Below are 18373 nucleotides of genomic sequence, written 5' to 3' on the forward strand. Positions count from 1 at the left end.
CTATCGCATCTGCGTCCCGGTTGCCAGCGGGCGCCGAACCGTCGACGCGAGCCGACACCGGGTCCGTCGCGAACGCGTCGGCCCTGCGGCCGGACGGGGCCGAGGATGAGCCTGTGCCGAACCCAGCCGACCCTCGCCCGGCCCTGACCGCCTCGCCGCCCCGATGGTGGACTCCGGACCGCCATGCCGACCGCCGTCCGGCGCTGATCCTGCGCAACAGGCTCCTGGCGGCGATCCGGGCGTGGTTCGCTGCGGGCGACTTCGTCGAGGTGGAGGCGGCCTGCCTCCAGGTCTCGCCGGGCAACGAGGCGCATCTCTCGGCCTTCGCCACCGAGGCCGTCGGCGCGAGCGGCGCGCGCACGCCGCTCTATCTCCACACCTCGCCGGAATTCGCCTGCAAGAAGCTGCTGGCCGCCGGCGAGACGCGGCTGTTCAGCGTCGCCCGCGTGTTCCGCAACCGCGAGCGCGGGCCGCTGCACCATCCGGAATTCACGATGCTGGAATGGTATCGGGCCGGCGCGCCCTATACGGCGCTGATGGCGGATTGCATCGCATTGATTCGGCAGTCTGCCGCCACCGCGGAACTGCGCCGCTTCGTCTTTCGCGGCCGGGAGGCCGATCCCTACGCGGAGCCCGAGCGGCTGACCCTGGCCGAGGCCTTCGACCGGTTCGCGGGGATCGACCTGCTCGCCACCGTCACGCGCACCGGCGAGACCGATCGGGACGCCCTCGCCCGCATGGTCGCCGGTGCGGACCTGCGTGTCGCGCCGGACGATACCTGGGCCGACCTGTTCTCCCGGGTCCTCGTGGCGCGCATCGAGCCGCATCTCGGCATCGGACGGCCGACGATCCTGTGCGAGTATCCGGTGAGCGAGGCGGCGCTTGCCAGACCGGCGCCGCACGATCGCCGGGTGGCCGAGCGTTTCGAACTCTATGTCTGCGGGGTCGAACTCGCCAACGCGTTCGGCGAACTGACCGACCCGGAGGAACAGCGCCGCCGCTTCGAGATCGAGATGGCGGAGAAGGTCCGCGTCTACGGCGAACGCTATCCGATCGACGAGGAGTTCCTCGCTGCCCTCGCGACGATGCCGGACGCGTCAGGGATCGCCCTGGGCTTCGACCGGCTGGCGATGCTCGCCTGCGGCGCCGGCCGTATCGAGGATGTCATCTGGACCCCCGTGGCGGAGACCCTGGCGTGACCGATACCCTGCGCAGCGCCGACGACTTGGCCGCCGCCGGCCTGATCTCCGGCGTCGAGGCCGAGGTGCTGCGCACGGTGCTGGCCCGCTACGCCGTGTCGCTGACACCCGACATGGCCGAGCTGATCGATCCGACCGACCCGGACGATCCCATCGCCCGCCAATTCGTGCCCACCGCGGAGGAAGTCCGGATCGCGCCGGAGGAGCGTGCCGACCCGATCGGCGACGCCGCCCACGCGCCGGTGACCGGGATCGTCCACCGCTACCCCGACCGCGTGCTGCTCAAGCCGCTGCACGTCTGCCCCGTCTATTGCCGCTTCTGCTTCCGCCGGGAAATGGTCGGGCCGAATGGCCTCGGGACGCTGGGCGAGGACGAGCTGGAGGCCGCCATGGCCTACATCGCCGGCGATCCGCGGATCTGGGAGGTGGTGCTCACCGGCGGCGACCCGTTCGCGCTCTCGGCAAGACGCCTCGGAATCATCGCGGGGCGGCTGTCGGCCATCGACCACGTGCGCGTGCTGCGGATCCACACCCGCGTCCCCGTGGTCCGGCCCGACAGCGTGACGGATCCGCTCGTGCGCGCCCTGCGGACGTTCGGAGGCGCGGTCTTCGTCGCCCTGCACGCCAACCACCCGCGTGAGTTCACGCCGGGCGCCCGTGCCGCCTGCGCCCGTCTGATCGATGCCGGCATCCCGATGGTGAGCCAGTCCGTGCTCCTGCGCGGCATCAACGACGATGCGGCGACGCTGGAGGCCCTGATGCGGACCTTCGTCGAGAACCGGATCAAGCCCTACTACCTGCACCACGGCGATCTCGCCCCGGGCACAGCCCACCTCCGCACCGGTCTCGCGGAGGGACAGACCCTGATGCGGACCCTGCGCGGGCGGCTCTCGGGGCTCGCACAGCCCACCTACGTGCTCGACATTCCCGGCGGCTACGGCAAGGTGCCGGTCGGGCCCAGCTATCTGCGCGACACCGCCGACGGGCAGCGGGTGACCGATCCGGACGGGCGCGAGCATCCCTATCCGCCCGAGGCATGAGGAAGACGCGTGACGCAGCGCAGGCTCTGGGGACGGCTCACCTCGGTGAACGTCCAGAAGGCGGTCTGGGGGCTCGACGAGGCCGGACTGGCCTACGAGCAAATCGCGGCCGGCGGCGCCTACGGAATCGTCGCCGATCCCGCGTACCGCGCCCTGAACCCGAACGGCCTGGTCCCGACGCTGGAGGAGGACGGCTTCGTCCTCTGGGAGTCGAACGCGATCCTCCGCTATCTCGCGGCGATCAACCCGGGCCTCGCGCTGCCGGATGATCCCCGCGCCCGCGCCCACGTCGAGCAGTGGCTCGATTGGCAGGCCACCAGCTTCACGCCCGCCATGCGCGACGCCTTCTGGCAACTCTATCGGTCGTCGGCGCCCGACCGCAGCGTCATCGCGGCTTCGGTCGCCAAGACCGAGGCCATGGCGGCGATCCTCGACGCGCATCTCGCGGAACGCGACTACGTGGTCGGGGACCGGTTCGGCATCACCGATATTGCCCTCGGCTGCGCGGCGCATCGCTGGCTGAACCTCCCCACCGACCGCGTCGAGCGCCCGGCGCTGCGGCGATGGTACGCGCGCCTCGCCGCGCGGCCGGCGGCGGCCCGGGCACTCGGCGAGCCCATCGCCTGAGGGCTTGGCGGCCCAGGTCTCGGCCCTGACAGGTGGCGCTGGTGCTCGGACAGGCGCCTGTGCGGCCCCTGAACAGGATCACACCGTGGCGCCGATCTGCCAGGGCGCGAATTCCGAGGACCCGAAATCGAACTGCTCGCTCTTGGTCCGCTCGCCCCCCGCGACGCGCAGGATCTGTTCGAAGATCCGGCGCCCGGCCTGCTCGACGCTCTCCGCCCCGTCGAGGATCGTGCCGCAATTCACGTCCATGTCCTCCTCCAGCCGGCGATACATGGCCGAGTTCGTGGCGATCTTGATGGAGGGGGCCGGCTTGCAGCCGAACACGCTGCCGCGGCCGGTTGTGAAGCAGACGAGATTCGCGCCGCCCGCCACCTGCCCGGTCGCCGAGACCGGGTCGTAGCCGGGTGTGTCCATGAACACGAAGCCCTTGGCGGTCACGGGGTCGGCGTAGCGCAGGACGTCGACGAGGTTGGTGCTCCCGGCCTTGGCCATGGCGCCCAGGGATTTCTCCAGGATCGTCGTGAGGCCCCCGGCCTTGTTGCCGGGCGACGGGTTGGCGTCGATCTCCGATCCCTCTTTGCGGGTATAGTCCTCCCACCAGCGCATCAGGTCGACGAGCTTCTGGCCGATCTCTGGGCTCACGGCACGGCGGGTGAACAGGTGCTCCGCCCCATAGGTCTCGGTGGTCTCCGAGAGGATCACCGTGCCGCCGTTCCGGACCACGAGGTCGCTGGCGATCCCGAGCGCGGGATTGGCCGAGACCCCCGAATAGCCGTCCGAACCGCCGCATTGCAGGGCGACGATCAGCTCGCCCGCCGGCACCGGTTCGCGGCGGACCACGTCGGCCTCGGCCAGGATGCCCTTCACGAAGTCGATTCCGGCCTCGACGGTCCTGCGGGTGCCGCCCAGCGCCTGGATGTTCATGCTGCGGATCCGATCGCCGAGCCCCTGCTCGTCCAGGAAGGCGCCGATCTGGTTCACCTCGCAGCCGAGCCCGATCATCACGATGTGCGAGAAGTTGACGTGCCGGGCATAGCCCGCGAGCGTCCGGCGCAGGAGTCGCAGCGGCTCGCCCATCGCCATGCCGCAACCGGTCTTGTGGGTCAGCGCCACGACGCCGTCGACGTTCGGATAGGCGGCGAGCGGGTCGAGGCCGAGGATCGGGTGCCGCCGGAACGCGTCGGCGATGAGATCCGCCACGTGGGCGCTGCAATTCACCGAGGTCAGGATGCCGACGTAATTGCGGGTCGCCACGCGCCCGTCGGGCCGGCGGATGCCCTGGAAAGTCGCTTGCGGCGTGATGCTCTGCGTCGGTCGGACATCGACCCCGAACGCGTAGTCGCGGGCGAATGCGCCCATGCCGAGATTGTGGACGTGGACATGCTGTCCGGCGGCGATGTCGGCCTTCGCGAAGCCGATGATCTGGCCGTACTTGAGCACCGGCGCGCCGCTGCGATGCGGGCGCACCGCCACCTTGTGGCCCGCCGGGATCCGCTCGGCCGCGGTCACGCCGTCCGCGACCGGCGTGCCGGGCTCGATCGCGGCCCGGGCGACGACGACGCCGTCGTCGGGGCGCAGGGCGATGACGGGAAAAGCGGTCATGGGGCTCTCCTCGGGATGCGTCACGGTCGCGTCGCTCATCGGGCCGGCTCGGGGCGGAGCGCCGGGGCGCGGGCGTCCCGGACCGGCAGCGGCGCGATCTCGCCGACCACGAACAGGTAGATGAAGGCGCCGAGCAGGCAGAAGCCGCCGGCCACCATCAGCGGGATGGCGAACGAGCCCTGCGTGACGGTGAGCATGATTCCGGTGAAGGTCGTCGTCACGATGCCGGCGACGTTCGAGGCGAAGTTCTGGATCCCGCCGATCGAGGCCACGTGGGCCGGCGTCGGCGCCACGTCGCCGGGCAGCGCCCAGATCGACGCGGCCGTGAAGGCGAGGCTGCCATAGGCCACGGCGAAGCACAGCAGGGCGACGTAGACGTTGGGCGCGATGATCGACAGCGTGATCACCGAGGACATCAGCATGCCGCCGACCAGGCAGGTCTTGCGGGCGGCGGTGAGGCTCCAGCCCCGGCGATAGAGAGCGTCCGAAGCGAAGCCGCCGAGCCAGCCCGCGGGGATCGAGGCGAGGGCCGGCAGAGTACCCAGGGTGCCGAGTTCCGCCAGCGAGAAGCCCCGGGCCTTGATCAGGTAGGTCGGGAACCACGTGATGAAGAAGTAGATCACGAAGTTCAGGCAGAAGAACCCGGCCATCATCCCCCAGACGGTGCGGTACCGGAACAGGGACAGCCACGGCACCTGAGTCTGCGCCTCGGCGGCATCGACGGCCTTCGGCCGCTCCTGCGCGGCGCGGAGCCGGGCGAGGTCCTCCGGCGCGACGGCGGGGTGGTTCTCGGGCTCGCGGTAGAGCCACATCCAGAACACGGCCCAGACGAAGCCGAGCAGCCCGGTGACAATGAACGATTCGCGCCAGCCCAGCGTCGCGATCACCCAGGAGACCAGGGGGATCGCCAGCGCCGATCCGACCCGCGAGCCGCTGTCGAAGATGCTGCTGGCAAAGCTGCGCTCGCTCCGCGGGAACCACGAGGCCGCGACCTTGGCGAAGGACGGGTAGGCCCCGGCCTCGCCGACGCCGAGCAGCATGCGCAGGCCGAGCAGCGACAGGAAGCCCCGGCCGGCGGCGGTCAGCGCCGTGCAGGCCGACCACCAGACCACCGCCGCCACCAGCGACAGCCGCGCCCCGACCCGGTCGGCGACGTAGCCGAAGGGCAGCTGCATGATCGCGTAGGTCCAGAAGAAGCCCGACAGGATCAGGCCCAGGTCAGTGGTGTTCAGCCCGAGCTCCTTGGCCATGGAGGGGGCCGCGACCGCGAGGTTGGCGCGGTCGATGTAGTTGATCGCGTTGGCGGCCATGCACAGGCCGATCATGAGCCAGCGTAAGCGGGGCATCGTGCTCCTCCCGAAACGCGGGGATGGCGTCCCCGTCTGGAGCGGCGCCCCCGTTTTGGCCGGGGGTCGCCGCGGTCTCGTCCGATCAGATCCGCTTCCGCGGACCCGGCTCAGTCACGGTAGGCGTCCCCGTCGAGCCCGTGCGGCCGGCCCGCGGCCAGGAGCGTCTCCCAAACCGGCTCCGGCAACGGGACCCCCTCGGCGAGGCGCTGGGCGCGCATGCGGCGCTCCGGCTCGCCGGGCAGCAGCACCTCGGCGCCCGGCATCGGCCGGGCGCTCTTGAAGAAGTCGAGATAGGTCCGCGCCTCGGTGGCGAGGGCGTCCTCGGCCCCGAAGGCTTCGGGCCTCACGTAGATCGACAGCATGCCGTTGCAGATCCGCCGCCGGCCCGGACCCGCCGTGCCGGAACCGGTGAGCGCCCCGGCGAGCAGCTCGCACATCAGGGCGAGGCCCGAGCCCTTGTGCTCGCCGAAGGCGCGGATCGCACCGGTGCCGCGCTGGTTGTCGCGGGCGTCCCCGTCGAGGGGGCCGAACAGCGTCGCGGGATCGGCGCTGAGGCGACCGTCCGGTTCGATCAGCGCGCCCGCCGGCAGCGGCTTGCCGCCCCGGGACGCGACCAGCACCTTGCCCTCGGCTACGGCCGAGGTGGCGAAATCGAGGATGACCGGCTCGGAATCCGGCACCGGGAAGCCGGCCGCGAAGGGGGCCGTGGAGAACCGCCGCTCGACGGAGCCGAAGGGCGCCACCAGCAGGCTCCCCGACACGTTGACGAAATGGACCGAGACCAGCCCCGACGCGGCGGCGCGCTCCGCCCATTCGCCGATCCGGCCGAGATGCCCGGCATGCCGGAGCGCGACGATCGCCACGCCGTTCGCCTGCGCCTTGGCGATCCCGAGATCGGTGGCGAAGGGCCCGGCGGTCTGCCCGAACCCGTAATGCGCGTCGATTAGGGCGAAGCACGGGGCGTCGCTGACGATCTCAGGGACCCGGCCCGCCTCGACCTCGCCCGCGCGCAGCCACTCCACGTAGCGGGTGACCCGGACGACGCCGTGGCTGTCGTGGCCGGTGAGGTTGGCGGCGACCAGGAAACGGCCGATCCGCTCCGCCTCCGCCTCCGCGCAACCCTCGCGGAAGAAGATGTCCCGCACATAGGCGGACAGCCTATCGGCCGAGATCCGCATGCCGTTACCTCCCTGGCCGCGCCTCGCCGGGCGCGTGCGGGACGAAGCTAGCGCTCAAGGACGTGCCGCGCGAGCACCGGCGGTGACGTCCGAGCGGACCTGTCGTCCGATCGAAACATCGTCGGCGCGGGGCCCGTCACGAGATCTCGCGGATCAGCTTGGCGATGATCGCGCGCCCGAACGCCTCGAAGCCCTCGGCGGTCATCACGAACGCCCCCTCGCCGCCGATCACGAGGTTCCGGTAATAAGCCGCGAGGCCGCCGGCCGGGTTGGTGTGCTCCCTCAGGAAACCGGGCATTCCGTCCGGATCGGTGAGGATCACGATGCCGTTCACCGTGATCCCGGCCGTTACGGCGGCGTCCCGGGCCTCCGTGATCGAGCGGCCGGCATTGCCGGTGCCGTCACCCGAGACGTCGATCACCTTCCGGTCGGTCCGGAACGGTGCCCGCGCCAGCAGGTCGGCGGCGAAACCGATGGCCGATCCGATCGCGGTCCGGCCGTAGAAGGGGCGCTCCGCTTCGGCGAGCCGCGCCGCGAAGAGGCCCGCATCCTGCGCGGAGGCGATCACCATCCAGTCGACCGCAACGCGCTGCTCCCCGGGCCCGGCCCAGTCGAACAGGGCGACGCCGATGCGCCCGGCCGGCCCGTCGCCGATGGCCCGCAAGATCCGGGGATCGGCGAAGGCCTCGGCATAGCCGCGCCGTTCCAGGTCGAAGCGCGCCTCGCTGATGCTCAGGGACACGTCCACCGCGAGCGCCAGCAGCACGTCCACGTCCAGGTCGGCCGCGGCGGCGCGGCCGCCGGGGAGGGACAGTGTCGCGAGCATTCCGGACAGGAGCTGGCGTCGCCGCATGGCCGACACTCAAGGGGAGGCGCCGCGCGCGGGGGCGGACGGCCGCATCCCAGGCAACGGACCTGCCGCCCCGCCAGTTCGATCCGTCGCCCGCCCGTCTCGAAATGGTTCCGCGCCGGGCCCTCGGCACCGTGCCGCTTTTGGCCCCATCCCGTGCCTGCCCGACGCCGCTAACTGGGCGTCGCGAAGGCGCGTTGTGCGCTGCAGAAACCGGAAAACATCCTATGCGCATCGTCCACCGGATCGGACGCGGTCTCGAGAGCCTGATCGTGGCGGCCCTCATCGGGGCCGTGGCCCTGTTAAGCCGAACGATCGACGCCATGATCGGCTTCGTCGGCCGCCAATCCGATCGCCTCGATGCCGGACTCGGGGAACTCGCCCGCCAATCCAAGGAACGGCACAGGCAGCAGGGCCGGCGACTGATCGATCCGATCAGCCTGAAATAGGTCGATGGCCGGGGCCTCCGTTTCGGGACGACGCACTACAGTCCCGGCCCCTTGGCGGCCCCGAAGATGCGGCCGGGCCGATTGTCGGCACCACCCTGCAGCAGCACGACCCAGCTGTCGGCTTCGGCGATCGCGGCCTGCGTGTCGGGCACATCGAAGCTGACCGCCTGGCCGGTCCAGTGGCCGAGATGCTGCAGCCCCCGCACCACGTTGACGTAGGTCGCGGTCCGGCCGCCATTCTCGCCGGCCTGGATCGCGATCACCCGGCTGCGCAGCACGGGGACCAGCCAGACCTCGCCGCGCAGATCGGCCGCGAGGTCCGGCGCCGCCCCGATCTCCACCTGGATCCGGTCGCCGCGGATCTCGCCGCGCACCGGCACCGGCAGGCCGCCGCGCTGTGACGCATCGCGCATCAACCGGTCGAGACCGGCTCTGTCGGAGCCCACCACCACGCCGCTGCCATCGATCACCGCCTGCGGGGTGAAGACCTGCCGGGCGCCGCGCGTCCGCGCATAGGCCCGCTGACGCTCGGTGAGGGGCCGCGAGGCCAGGGTGTCCTTCCAGCCGAGGTAATCCCAATAGGTCACCGGAAGGGTCAGGGCGATCACCCCGGGCTGGCGGGCGAGGTCGCGCAGCACCGGATCGGCCGTGCGGCAGGCCCCGCAGCCCTGGCTGGTGAACAGTTCCACGACCGCGCGAACCGGCTCGGCCCGCGCCGCGGAGGCAGCCACGGCGGTGCCGAGCAGCACGGCCGCGCGGAGCGCGCGACGGTCGCGGATCGGGGCGCGGTGCCGGGGATTCATGGGGACATCAGAGCGTCTGGTCCGCGTTCTGGGAAATCACGTTGGCTTGAGAAGCCTCGACCGGCGGGCGGGACGCCGCCGATGCCATCCGCGGCTCGGGCAGCATGTCGGGTCGCCACCGGCGGTGCATCCAGAGCCACTGACCGGGATTCTCACGCACCCAGCCCTCGACCACGGCGGTCATCGCCTGCATGGCGCCGGGCACGTCGATGGTCCCGTCAGCGGCCCGCGGCAGAATGAGCGGCGGCGTCAGTTCCAGGCGGAAGCGGCCCTCCGGCAGCCGCACGACCCGGACGCCGTGGACGGGGCACTCGTAGTGACGGACGAGCTTGGCGAGCAGCGGGTTGGCGAGGCAGGGCCGGCCGAGGAACTCCACCACGACGCCGCGGGTGAAGTGCTGATCGATCAGCTGACCGAGATGGCCGCCATTCTCCACCACATCGCGCATGGCGAAGACGGCGCCCGGCTTCGAGGCGGCCAGGCCGCCCATGGAGCGGCGGCGGACTTCCTGCACGAGGCGTGCGGCGGCCGGATTGTTGGGCGGCCGGAATACGGCGGTTGCATCGAGGCCGAACCGGGCGGCGCAAATCGCCGGCAATTCCCAGTTGGCCAGGTGAGCGGAGAAGATCAGGCCCGGCGCGCCGTCGTCGCGCAGGGCGAAGAAATGCTCGATGCCCGAGACCTCGGTCCGGGATGGGCCCGTGGCCGCCGGATCGTAATCGAACAGACTGTCGAGATGGGCGTATTCGGCGCCCGTCCGCCCGAGATTGTCCCAGGCCTCCAGGGCGATTGTTCGCCGCTCAGCCTCCGGCATCTCGGGGAAGGCCGCCCGCAGGTTCTGCAGGGCGGTCTGGTGGGCCGGCAGGAGGGGCCCGATCCGACGCAGCAGCCCGGCGCCCGACGCGGTCGAGCGCGCCGGCCCGAGGCTGCGGGCGAGCCAGACCAGGGCGCGGATCAGGGGTATCGTGGCGTAGCCCAGGAGGCGCGGGTACGACCGTTTCAGCAGAAGAGCGAGACGCAGCACTTTCGTTTCCCGGGCTCGATCCGGGCCGCCCCCCAAGACACCCGTGCGGCACCGTTTACGCCAGGTTTGCCGCAGCGCGAAACACGCTCGGACGCGCAGGCTCCGCGCCCGCGCGCGCCGCCCTACAGGCTGACGAGGATCTTGCCGAAGACGCGGCGCGATTCGAGGCGCTCCAGACCCTGCGCGAAATCCGCGAGGGGATAGACGGTGTCCACGACCGGCCGGATGCCGGCTTCCATCTTATCGAGGGACTGGCGGATATTCGCCAGCGCGCAACCGAACGAGCCGGTGATCCGATATTGCTGCTGGAAGAGCTGCATCAGGTTCATCGTCGCCGAGACGCCCGAGGTCGACCCGCAGGTCACCAGACGCCCGCCGCGCTTGAGGCACAGCAGCGAGCCGTTCCACGTGTCGGCGCCGACATGCTCGAACACCACGTCGACGCCCTTGCGCTTGGTCAGACGCCGGACCTCGCCCTCGAAGCGCTCGGTTCTGTAGTTGATGACGTGATCGGCGCCGAGCTCCGCGGCTTTGCGGCCCTTCTCGTCATCGCCGACCGTCGTGTAGACGGTGCAGCCGATGGCCTTGGCCATGCGGATCGCCCCGGTGCCGATCCCCGAGCCGCCGGCATGCACCAGCACGCTCTCGCCGGGTTCCAGCCTGGCGTTGTCGAACAGCATGTGCTGGACGGTCCCGAAGGCGATACCCGCGCAGGCGGCATCAGTGTCGCTGACGCCCTCCGGCACCCGCACGACGAGGCGCGCCGGCAGGGTCACCAACTCCCGAGCGAACCCGTCGCGGTGGAACCCCATCACGCCGGAGACATCCTCGCAGAGGTTGTCCCGGCCCTCGCGGCAGGCCCGGCACTGCCCGCAGGTCATCGCCCCATAGGGCACGACCGGGTCGCCGGCCGCGAGGCCTGTGACGCCCTCCCCCACCGATTCGATGACGCCCGACGCTTCCGCGCCGACGACGAGGGGCAGCTTGCGCTTGGCGAAGGCCATCCCGCGAAAACCCCAGACATCGATGAAGTTGAGCCCGACGGCACGGATGCGGATCCGCACCTCGCCCGGACCGGGGGCGGGCGGCGCCGCGATCTCGGTCAGGCGCAGGTCGCGGTCGCCAAAGAGCTGGAGGGCTTGCATGATCATCGTCTTTTTGTAGTCGGCGCCGTACCGTCATCGGTCAGGGCCCAGTGCCGCATCAAGCGTGTAGGATCGCTGCGAAATGGGCCGCCAGTCGTGTGCGATCCGCCAGGCCCAGATGTCCGATCCGGCGACCGATCTGACCATTCGGCAGCGTGAACACTTTACAGCGGACCACCGAGGGGTGCCGGAGGCCGGCCGCGGCGAGATCGACGATCGCGTGATCGCTCGGCCAGTGGCTGCCGGCGCCCGTTGTGATCATCGCGGTCACGACATGTCCGTTCGTATCGTTGAAGGCGCCGTTCGAGAGGACCATGACCGGTCGCGGTTTGCGGACCGGGACGTCGATGAACGGAAACAGAGCCGTCAGGACATCGAAGCGCTCATAGGCCGTCATAGGCTGCGGCATCGTCCGGACTGTTCCACTCCGTCAGCGTCGCGCTGAGCGACAGAAGATAGGGATCGGGCATCGGCCGCTCGGCCTCGACCGTGATCATCGAACCGCGACGGGACTGCAAGTCATGCCAGGTCTCCGCATCGGCCGGCTCGGGCCCGACGCCGTCGGTGAAGTGGCCGGTGTCGCCGTCGAGGACCTTCCGGAAGCGCATGGGCCTGCCGTCGATCCGCAGGACAAGGCGCTGGTCCGGCCGTAGCGCGCGGATCGTCAGCGCCAGATCCGGATCGCCCTCCACGTGCCGCGCCCGGAGCACCACGTCGCGCAGGATCATCGTCGCCATCGAAGCACCTCCCGCCGAGAGCTACGCGCCGCCCAGCCGCAGATCAACACGGACTCCGCGACCTTACCCCGGAGCTTGGAGCCGGTGTTCGGGAGGGCGCCTATTCCGGCGCCAGGTAGCGCCGCCGCGCCCAACCCAGGGTTCGGCCGGCCTTGACCCGACACCATGTGGTCCGGCTCGGCGTATCGTTGGTGCAGCCGAAGACCAGGGCGCGGACACGGATCTCACCGACCTGCTCGGCGGCGGGATCAGGCTCCGCCCGGATGCTCAGGGCCTCGCCCGGCGGCAGGCCCGAGATGCGGTAGGGCTCGGGTTCGGCCCACGCGGGACCGGAAGCGAGCGTCGCCGAGAGGCTCAGGGCGGCGGCGAGGGCGAGGCTGACGCGCATCGGTGGGATCGTCCGGTTCGGTGGGTCACCGGTCACGTCCGGTGGATGCCCATCATCGCGGTCAGGCCGCCATCCACCGGCAGCACCGCCCCGGTGATGTAGGACGCCCCCTCGCCCATCAGGAAGGCCACGAGCGCCGCGACATCCTCGGGCTTGGCGAACCGTCCGGCGGGAATCTGCCGCTCTATGCCGTCGCGGTGGGCGGCGTAGCGCGCCAGCATGGCGGTGTCGACGAAGCCGGGCGCGACGACGTTGACGGTGACGCCGCGCCGGGCCGTTTCGATCGCCAGGGTGCGGCAATAGGCGATGAGTGCGCCCTTGGTGGCGGCGTAGGCGGCATTGCCGGCATTCGCCCGCAGGGCGGCGACGGAGCCGATCGCCACGATGCGCCCGGCCCGGCCACGGGTCATCGCCCGCACCAGCGCCTTGGACAGGCGGGTCAGCGAGAAGAAGTTGACCTGCATGGCCGCCTCGGCCTGCGCCTGATCGAGCATGGCGGCCAGCGCGTCGCTGGATTGGCCGGCATTGTGGACGAGGCCGTAATAGGCCGTCTCCTCCGCGGCCGCGCAGAACCCGTCGAGGGCGGCCCGGTCGGCGAGGTCGAGGCGGTGGGCCGCGAAGGCGCGGTCCGGATGGTCGACGTGCAACGCGGCGAGCAGCGCCTGGGCCGCGTCTGCCGAGGACCGGTAGGTGAAATCGACCGCGAAGCCTGCGCCGGCCAGGGCTCGGACGGTCGCCGCACCGATCCCAGACGCGCCGCCGGTGACGAGGACGCGTCGGTGGTGATCCGTGCCGCTCACGCCGGCTCCGCGCCGAGGACCAGACAGGTGTTCTGGCCGCCAAATCCGAAGGCGTTCGACAGCACCGTTCGCACCGGCAGATCGCGGGCCGTCTCGACGATGTCGAGGGCGATGGTCGGATCGGGGACGCGATGGTTGATGGTCGGCGGGATGCGGCCGTGGCGGATGGTCAGCAGCGACACCGCCGCCTCGATGGCGCCGGCGGCCGTGAGCGTGTGGCCGATCATCGATTTGTTGGAGGTCACCGGTAGGGCGGACGCCCGGGCCCCGAAGACGGCCGCGAGCCCGAACGCCTCCATCTTGTCGTTCTCCGGCGTCGAGGTTCCATGGGCGTTGACCGTGTCGATCCCGTCGGGTTCGAGCCCGGCATCCTCCAGGCTCGCCCGGATCGCCGCGATGACCGGTGCCCCGTCCGGGCTGGAGCGGGTGCGATGGAAGCCGTCGCCCTTCTCGCCGCAGCCGAGGACGTAACCGAGGATCGTGGCGCCCCGGGCTCTCGCAGCGTCGGCGTCCTCCAGGACCAGGGCTGCGGCGCCCTCCCCCATGACGAAGCCGTCCCGGTCCTTGGAAAACGGTTTCGAGGCCGCCTCCGGATCGTCGTTGCGGGTGGAGAGCGCCGAGAGCAGCGAGAACCGGATCAGCGATTCCGGGTTCACCGAGCCGTCGGTGCCGATGCAGAGCGCCGCCGCGGTCTCCCCGCGCCGGATCGCCTCGACGCCGAGCTGGATCGCGGTGGCGCCGGACGAGCAGGCGGTGGAGAGCGAAATCGGCGAGCCCTTGGTGCCGAAGCGGTCGGCGATCCGGTCGGCGACGGTGCCGAAGATGAACAGGTCGTGCCAGGCATCGAACCGGCGAGTCGCTGCGGCCCGGAGAAGGCCGGCATAATCGACCGGACCGTCGCCGCCGACGGCCTCCGCCAGGGCCTGCCGCTGCGGCCATTCCATCTCAACCGGCGGCACTGCGATGAACAGCGCCCCGGGGAAGTCGCCGGGTTTGCCGATCCCGGCCTGCGCCACCGCCTCCTCGGCGGCCGCCGCGGCGAAGCGCTCGGACAGGAGGGGCGCCACCAGCGGCTCCGTATCGAGGAAATCCACGGTGCCGGCGATGCACGTGCGCAGGCCGTTGGTTGGGAACCGCGCGATGGCGTGGATGCCGGACCGGCCCGCCACCATGGCGGCCCAGGTCTCGGCCTGACCCTGGCCGAGGGAGGAAACGACGCCGATGCCGGTGACCGCGACGAGGGGCCGGCCCCGGGCGTCGCGGTGGGATCGCGCGCTCATGGTGCGGTCCTTACGGGATTTTCCGCGCCGGTACACCACCGCGCCTTCCGAACCGCCGCCGCGATCCCGCGTCGGGGCGCGACGGCTCCTGGTTCCCGTTGGCAGGCCGAGCCGCCGTCATTCGGCGGCGGAGGGGCTGCGTCCATCCGGGCAGGGTGCGTTGGCCAGACGCAGCACGGTCTGGAGCAGGACATCGGCGCCGGCCGCGCAGTCGGCCTGGGTGGCGGATTCCGATTCGTTGTGGCTGATCCCGTCCTTGCACGGCACGAAGATCATCGCGGCCGGCACCCTGGCGGCGAGGTTGCAGGCATCGTGGCCGGCCCCCGAGATGATCCGGCGGCGGGCGTGGCCGAGGCTCTCGGCGGCCGCGTCGATCGCCGCCACGATGGCGGGGTCGAACGGGACCGGTTCCTTGCGCCAGATCCGTGTCAGGGCGATCTCGAGGTGCCGGCGGCCGGCGATGGCCTCGGCGGCTTCGCCCAGGGCGGCCTCCATGGCGTCGAGGGCCTCCGAGCGCGGGTCGCGCACGTCCACCGTGAAGGCGACCCGCCCGGGCACGACGTTGCGGGAGGGCGCCAGGATCTTGGCCTCGCCGATCGTGGCCACTGCCGAGGGGGCGTGCGCCAGGGCGATCCGCTCGGCGGCCAGCGCGAACTCCGACAGCGCCAGCAGCGCGTCCCGGCGGCGCGGCATCGGCGTGGTGCCGGCATGGTTCTCGAAGCCGGTGATCACCCCGTCGAACCACATGATGCCCTGGCCGCCCTCGACCACGCCGATGGTCTTGCCCTCGGCTTCCAGGATCGGGCCCTGCTCGATGTGCAGCTCCACGAAGGCGCCGATCTCCCGCGTGCCGACTGCCTCGACCCCACGATAGCCGATGGCGTCCAGCGCCTCCGCCACCGTGGTCCCGGCGGCGTCGCGCTTGGCCAGGATCTCGTCCGCGGTGAAGTCGCCGGCATAGGCGGCCGAGGCCATCATGGCGGGGGCGAAGCGGGAGCCCTCCTCGTTGGTCCAGTTGACCACCATCAGCGGCGTCTCGGTCTCGATGCCGGCATCGTTGAGGCTGCGCATGACCTCGAGACCGGCCAGCACGCCGAGCACGCCGTCGAACTTGCCGCCGGTGGGCTGGGTATCGAGATGCGAGCCGAAGGCGACCGGCGGCCGGCTCATGTCGCGGCCCGGCCGGAGGGCGTATTGCGTCCCGAGCGCGTCCACGGAGACTTCGAGCCCGGCCGCCGCGCAGGCGTCCCGGAACCAGTCGCGGACGTGTCCATCCTCGGCCGAGAGCGTGAGGCGGTTGATGCCCCCGGCGGGCGTACCGCCGAACGCGGCGGTCTCCAGGATCGTCGCCCAAAGGCGCGCGCTGTTCGCGCGCAGATTGTGGGTCTTGCTCGGGTTCGTCTCGGCCATGCCGGTTCCTCTGACGGCGGAGCGCCGTGCCACACGTCCCTCATCGGGCAGCGCGCGCCGCCGGAGCAACGCCGGTGCCAACCGGCGCCGTCAGGCCGGGCGCCGCCGCACCGGATTGGCCCGGAGGAGCTCGACCCCGTCGACCTGCAGGGCGGCGGCGATCGCGCCGAGGGCGCTTGCCTCGATGTTGCTGATCCCGTCCTGATCGGCGACATCGGCGGCGATCAGGAAGACGTTCTCGCGCTGGCTCGCGGGCCGCTCCGCGACCGCCGTCACGTGGCGCAGATTCTCCGTCCGCCCGAGGCGGGTCCGCGCCCGGGCGATCCCCTCGTAGAGTTCGGTCTCGAGCATCAGCGCGTCGTAGCCCTTCATCAGGACGGGATCGGCGCTCAGCCCGTGCAGGGCGGCGTCGAACTCCTGGCCGGCCACCTCCCCGTCGGCCACGATGACGTTGGCCGCGGCCGAGACCGCGGCGAGCATCAGCGCCTTGTCGCCGACATAGGCCGTGACGGTGCGGCTCACTTGGCCGAGCAGATCGCGCAGGACGTTCATGAAGACTTTGCCGGGGGCCGGTCGGGGGCGGAGACGCGGCAGGGATAGCAGAGGACGGCGCGGAAGGAAGCCGGCATGGCCCGGCCGGTCAACGCGACGCGGGTGACGGGCCGGCCACGCCGCCCGTTCACGGGGATGTTACAACTTCTGCGGATTTACTGGCGACCAGACACGCTTGGGCAACATCGCCATGCGAAGTCTCGTGGCAGCTGCGCTGATGCGCGGTCGACGGAAGGCGGACCAAGTCCCCCCAGCGCAATCCGCCTCCGTCGCGACGCCGCCGGGACGATGTTCGGGTGCCCCCCAGGCCCGACCTTCGTGCCGGCGGCGGCCCCTCCCGCCGCCGGGTGTCCGATCCGCGCGTTCCACCGGCCGCCGGAATACGGGGCGGCCGAGGTTCACCGCCAGAACGGCTTCACGTCGAGGAGATCGGCCCGCGCCTCGGCGGCGGCCTTGAGCAGGTCCCGCGTCCCCGGATCGTCGGAACCGGGCATCGCCGGCCCCGACAGGCTTTCGGTCATCGTCCGCGCCGTCTCCAGGTCGTTGAGCGCGCCGAGATGATCCTGGAGATCCGACAGCGCGTCGCCGAACTTCGCCTGTCGCCGCAGATCCTTTTCCCGCTGATAGAGACCCGCGAAGAACTCCGCCCCGTAGCGGAGCTTCTTGGCGGCGATCCGCGCACGGTGCCGCGTATGCGGGTCGAGACGCTTGAGGCCGCGGCCGCGCTTCTTGAGCCTGAGACGCGCGCTGTCGAGCACCCGGGCGGCGAAATCGCGCCCGTCCTCGGCGGCGGACGGCTGCGCGGCCCAGGCACCCGCCTCGATCCATCCGGCGAGATCGATGATCAGGCCGCGCCATTGCGGGCTCTGCAGGGTCGCCAGAACCACGTCGTAGGCGCGCTCCCGCTCCGCCTCGGCCCGGGCGCGGAGATCGTCGAGCCCGGTCTCGTCCGGGCGTGCGTTGGCCAGCTCCGGCAGGGTGTGACCCAGGAACACGTCGAGGTTCCGGGCGTGGCCGAAGGGCTCGGTGACACGCTTGATCTCGTCGTTGAAGCCGCCTGCCCGGGGGTCGCCCTCCAGCATCGGGGCGAACAGCGACAGCGCCGAGCGGAGACGGCGCAGGGACACGCGCATCTGGTGCAGGGCCTCGGGCGGCCGTCCGGCTTCGAGGAACGCGTCCTCGTTGAGGCGCATGTGGCGGAGGCAGGCGCGCGCCACCCGGCGGAACACCGCGCCGGCGGTCGCACCCTTCGGCAGCTCGGTCGGCCCGGCCTTGACCACGCCGCGGCCGGTCCCATCGATCAACGCGAAGCCCACGGCGCTCTTGGCGTAGACGCCCAGGCGCAGTGGTACCGTTTCGGCCAGGGCCTGCGCGAGCTGGAACAGGTCGGCCGGGTCGCCATCCTGCAACTCCAATTCGAGCTCGCACAGCGGTACGTCGCCGACCGGGCTCTCGACCCGGCCCTCGTCGAGGGTGACCAGGATCCGCGAGCCGTTCTGTGTCACCGGGATTTCCCGGCGCATGACGACGGTCGAGAACAGCCGCTCCAGCGGCGCTTCGGCCACGCGCAGGACCGGTTCGGCCGCTGTGCCGGCCCAGGCAGCCGGATCGGGGGCCTCACCGGCGATCTCGGTCTCCCACTCGGCCCGGTCGAACAATCCGACAGCGCCGGATCCGGCCTTCACGGTCTGGATGTGGCGGCCGCCCTTCGCGCGGACACGCAGGGTCAGGCCGGCCGCCCGGAGATCGCGCTTCGCCGTATCGAAGTAAGCGGTGACCAGATGTTCGGGCTCGACGGCTGCGGCGCCCTGGAGCCGCGGATGGGCGGCGAGTGCCGTCAGGTCGGGTCCGGCACAGTCGAGCTTCAGCTCGATCTCGCGCGGCTCCGCCGCGCTGCCGCTTTCGCTCTCGCTCATGCTCTCCTCTTCGTGACCCAGCCA

At 71.3% G+C, this 18373-nt stretch carries 19 protein-coding genes; 4 read left to right on the forward strand and 15 right to left on the reverse strand.

Annotated features, from left to right (window positions below):
- Nucleotides 1-143: 143 nt before the first annotated feature.
- From epmA to MKK69_RS31295, 3 genes are read left to right on the forward strand one after another with little or no spacing between them, the layout of a single operon-like run.
- Nucleotides 144-1199, forward strand: coding sequence for an EF-P lysine aminoacylase EpmA (epmA, locus tag MKK69_RS29775; RefSeq protein ID WP_243973823.1), 1056 nt, complete (start codon nucleotides 144-146; stop codon nucleotides 1197-1199).
- The gene (locus tag MKK69_RS29780) at nucleotides 1196-2239 is read left to right on the forward strand and encodes a lysine-2,3-aminomutase-like protein (protein ID WP_243973771.1); all 1044 of its coding nucleotides are present in this window, start codon (nucleotides 1196-1198) and stop codon (nucleotides 2237-2239) included. Before epmA ends, MKK69_RS29780 begins: the two co-directional genes overlap by 4 nt.
- A gap of 9 nt (nucleotides 2240-2248) precedes the next feature.
- On the forward strand, nucleotides 2249-2866 hold the full coding sequence (locus MKK69_RS31295; protein WP_243973772.1) for a glutathione S-transferase family protein: 618 nt from the start codon (nucleotides 2249-2251) through the stop codon (nucleotides 2864-2866).
- Nucleotides 2867-2944: 78 nt separating this feature from the next.
- Here MKK69_RS31295 and MKK69_RS29790 read toward each other — a convergent pair whose 3' ends face one another.
- The 4 genes from MKK69_RS29790 to MKK69_RS29805 all read right to left on the reverse strand — a co-directional run bounded on the left by MKK69_RS29790 (nucleotide 2945) and on the right by MKK69_RS29805 (nucleotide 7848).
- Nucleotides 2945-4468, reverse strand: coding sequence for a UxaA family hydrolase (locus MKK69_RS29790; RefSeq protein ID WP_243973773.1), 1524 nt, complete (start codon nucleotides 4466-4468; stop codon nucleotides 2945-2947).
- 35 nt (nucleotides 4469-4503) lie between these two features.
- Nucleotides 4504-5814: an MFS transporter gene (locus tag MKK69_RS29795; RefSeq protein ID WP_243973774.1), complete on the reverse strand. Its 1311-nt coding sequence runs from the start codon at nucleotides 5812-5814 to the stop codon at nucleotides 4504-4506.
- Nucleotides 5815-5924: 110 nt separating this feature from the next.
- A complete protein-coding gene (locus tag MKK69_RS29800) occupies nucleotides 5925-6995 on the reverse strand; it encodes a malate/lactate/ureidoglycolate dehydrogenase (RefSeq protein ID WP_243973775.1) in 1071 nt (356 codons plus the stop codon).
- A 136-nt stretch (nucleotides 6996-7131) separates the two neighbouring features.
- Nucleotides 7132-7848: a DUF1194 domain-containing protein gene (locus MKK69_RS29805; RefSeq protein WP_243973776.1), complete on the reverse strand. Its 717-nt coding sequence runs from the start codon at nucleotides 7846-7848 to the stop codon at nucleotides 7132-7134.
- A 224-nt stretch (nucleotides 7849-8072) separates the two neighbouring features.
- Here MKK69_RS29805 and MKK69_RS29810 point away from each other — a divergent pair, with 224 nt between their 5' ends.
- Complete coding sequence (locus MKK69_RS29810) at nucleotides 8073-8294, forward strand: hypothetical protein (RefSeq protein ID WP_243973777.1); 222 nt, start codon at nucleotides 8073-8075, stop codon at nucleotides 8292-8294.
- 35 nt (nucleotides 8295-8329) lie between these two features.
- On the opposite strand, the gene MKK69_RS29815 is transcribed toward MKK69_RS29810, so the two are convergent.
- The 11 genes from MKK69_RS29815 to MKK69_RS29865 form a co-directional block, all read right to left on the reverse strand.
- Nucleotides 8330-9097, reverse strand: a complete 768-nt coding sequence (locus tag MKK69_RS29815; RefSeq protein WP_243973778.1) for a DUF1223 domain-containing protein — start codon at nucleotides 9095-9097, stop codon at nucleotides 8330-8332.
- 7 nt (nucleotides 9098-9104) lie between these two features.
- On the reverse strand, nucleotides 9105-10121 hold the full coding sequence (locus tag MKK69_RS29820) for a lipid A biosynthesis lauroyl acyltransferase (protein ID WP_243973779.1): 1017 nt from the start codon (nucleotides 10119-10121) through the stop codon (nucleotides 9105-9107).
- Nucleotides 10122-10243: 122 nt separating this feature from the next.
- A complete protein-coding gene (locus tag MKK69_RS29825) occupies nucleotides 10244-11266 on the reverse strand; it encodes a zinc-binding dehydrogenase (RefSeq protein WP_243973824.1) in 1023 nt (340 codons plus the stop codon).
- A 58-nt stretch (nucleotides 11267-11324) separates the two neighbouring features.
- Entirely contained in the window at nucleotides 11325-11663 is a 339-nt protein-coding gene (locus MKK69_RS29830) for a type II toxin-antitoxin system PemK/MazF family toxin (protein ID WP_243973780.1), read from the reverse strand.
- Nucleotides 11650-12003, reverse strand: a complete 354-nt coding sequence (locus tag MKK69_RS29835) for a hypothetical protein (RefSeq protein WP_243973781.1) — start codon at nucleotides 12001-12003, stop codon at nucleotides 11650-11652. The genes MKK69_RS29830 and MKK69_RS29835 overlap by 14 nt, the downstream gene beginning before the upstream one ends.
- 100 nt (nucleotides 12004-12103) lie before the next feature.
- The gene (locus MKK69_RS29840; RefSeq protein ID WP_243973782.1) at nucleotides 12104-12391 is read right to left on the reverse strand and encodes an SH3 domain-containing protein; all 288 of its coding nucleotides are present in this window, start codon (nucleotides 12389-12391) and stop codon (nucleotides 12104-12106) included.
- A 32-nt stretch (nucleotides 12392-12423) separates the two neighbouring features.
- Entirely contained in the window at nucleotides 12424-13191 is a 768-nt protein-coding gene (locus MKK69_RS29845; protein ID WP_243973783.1) for an SDR family NAD(P)-dependent oxidoreductase, read from the reverse strand.
- Nucleotides 13188-14471 carry a beta-ketoacyl-ACP synthase gene (locus MKK69_RS29850; protein ID WP_243973784.1) on the reverse strand — a complete coding sequence of 428 codons (1284 nt, stop codon included), beginning with the start codon at nucleotides 14469-14471 and terminating at the stop codon, nucleotides 13188-13190. The genes MKK69_RS29845 and MKK69_RS29850 overlap by 4 nt, the downstream gene beginning before the upstream one ends.
- A gap of 117 nt (nucleotides 14472-14588) precedes the next feature.
- Nucleotides 14589-15881 (reverse strand): Zn-dependent hydrolase, encoded by a 1293-nt coding sequence (locus MKK69_RS29855; RefSeq protein WP_243973785.1) that lies wholly within the window; start codon nucleotides 15879-15881, stop codon nucleotides 14589-14591.
- 90 nt (nucleotides 15882-15971) lie between these two features.
- Nucleotides 15972-16433, reverse strand: a complete 462-nt coding sequence (locus tag MKK69_RS29860) for a tellurite resistance TerB family protein (protein ID WP_243973786.1) — start codon at nucleotides 16431-16433, stop codon at nucleotides 15972-15974.
- 398 nt (nucleotides 16434-16831) lie between these two features.
- Nucleotides 16832-18349, reverse strand: coding sequence for a CYTH and CHAD domain-containing protein (locus tag MKK69_RS29865; RefSeq protein ID WP_243973787.1), 1518 nt, complete (start codon nucleotides 18347-18349; stop codon nucleotides 16832-16834).
- Between the last annotated feature and the right edge of the window lie 24 nt (nucleotides 18350-18373).

Origin of the sequence: Methylobacterium sp. J-026 (assembly GCF_022829585.1) — a bacterium.
Classification (GTDB): domain Bacteria; phylum Pseudomonadota; class Alphaproteobacteria; order Rhizobiales; family Beijerinckiaceae; genus Methylobacterium.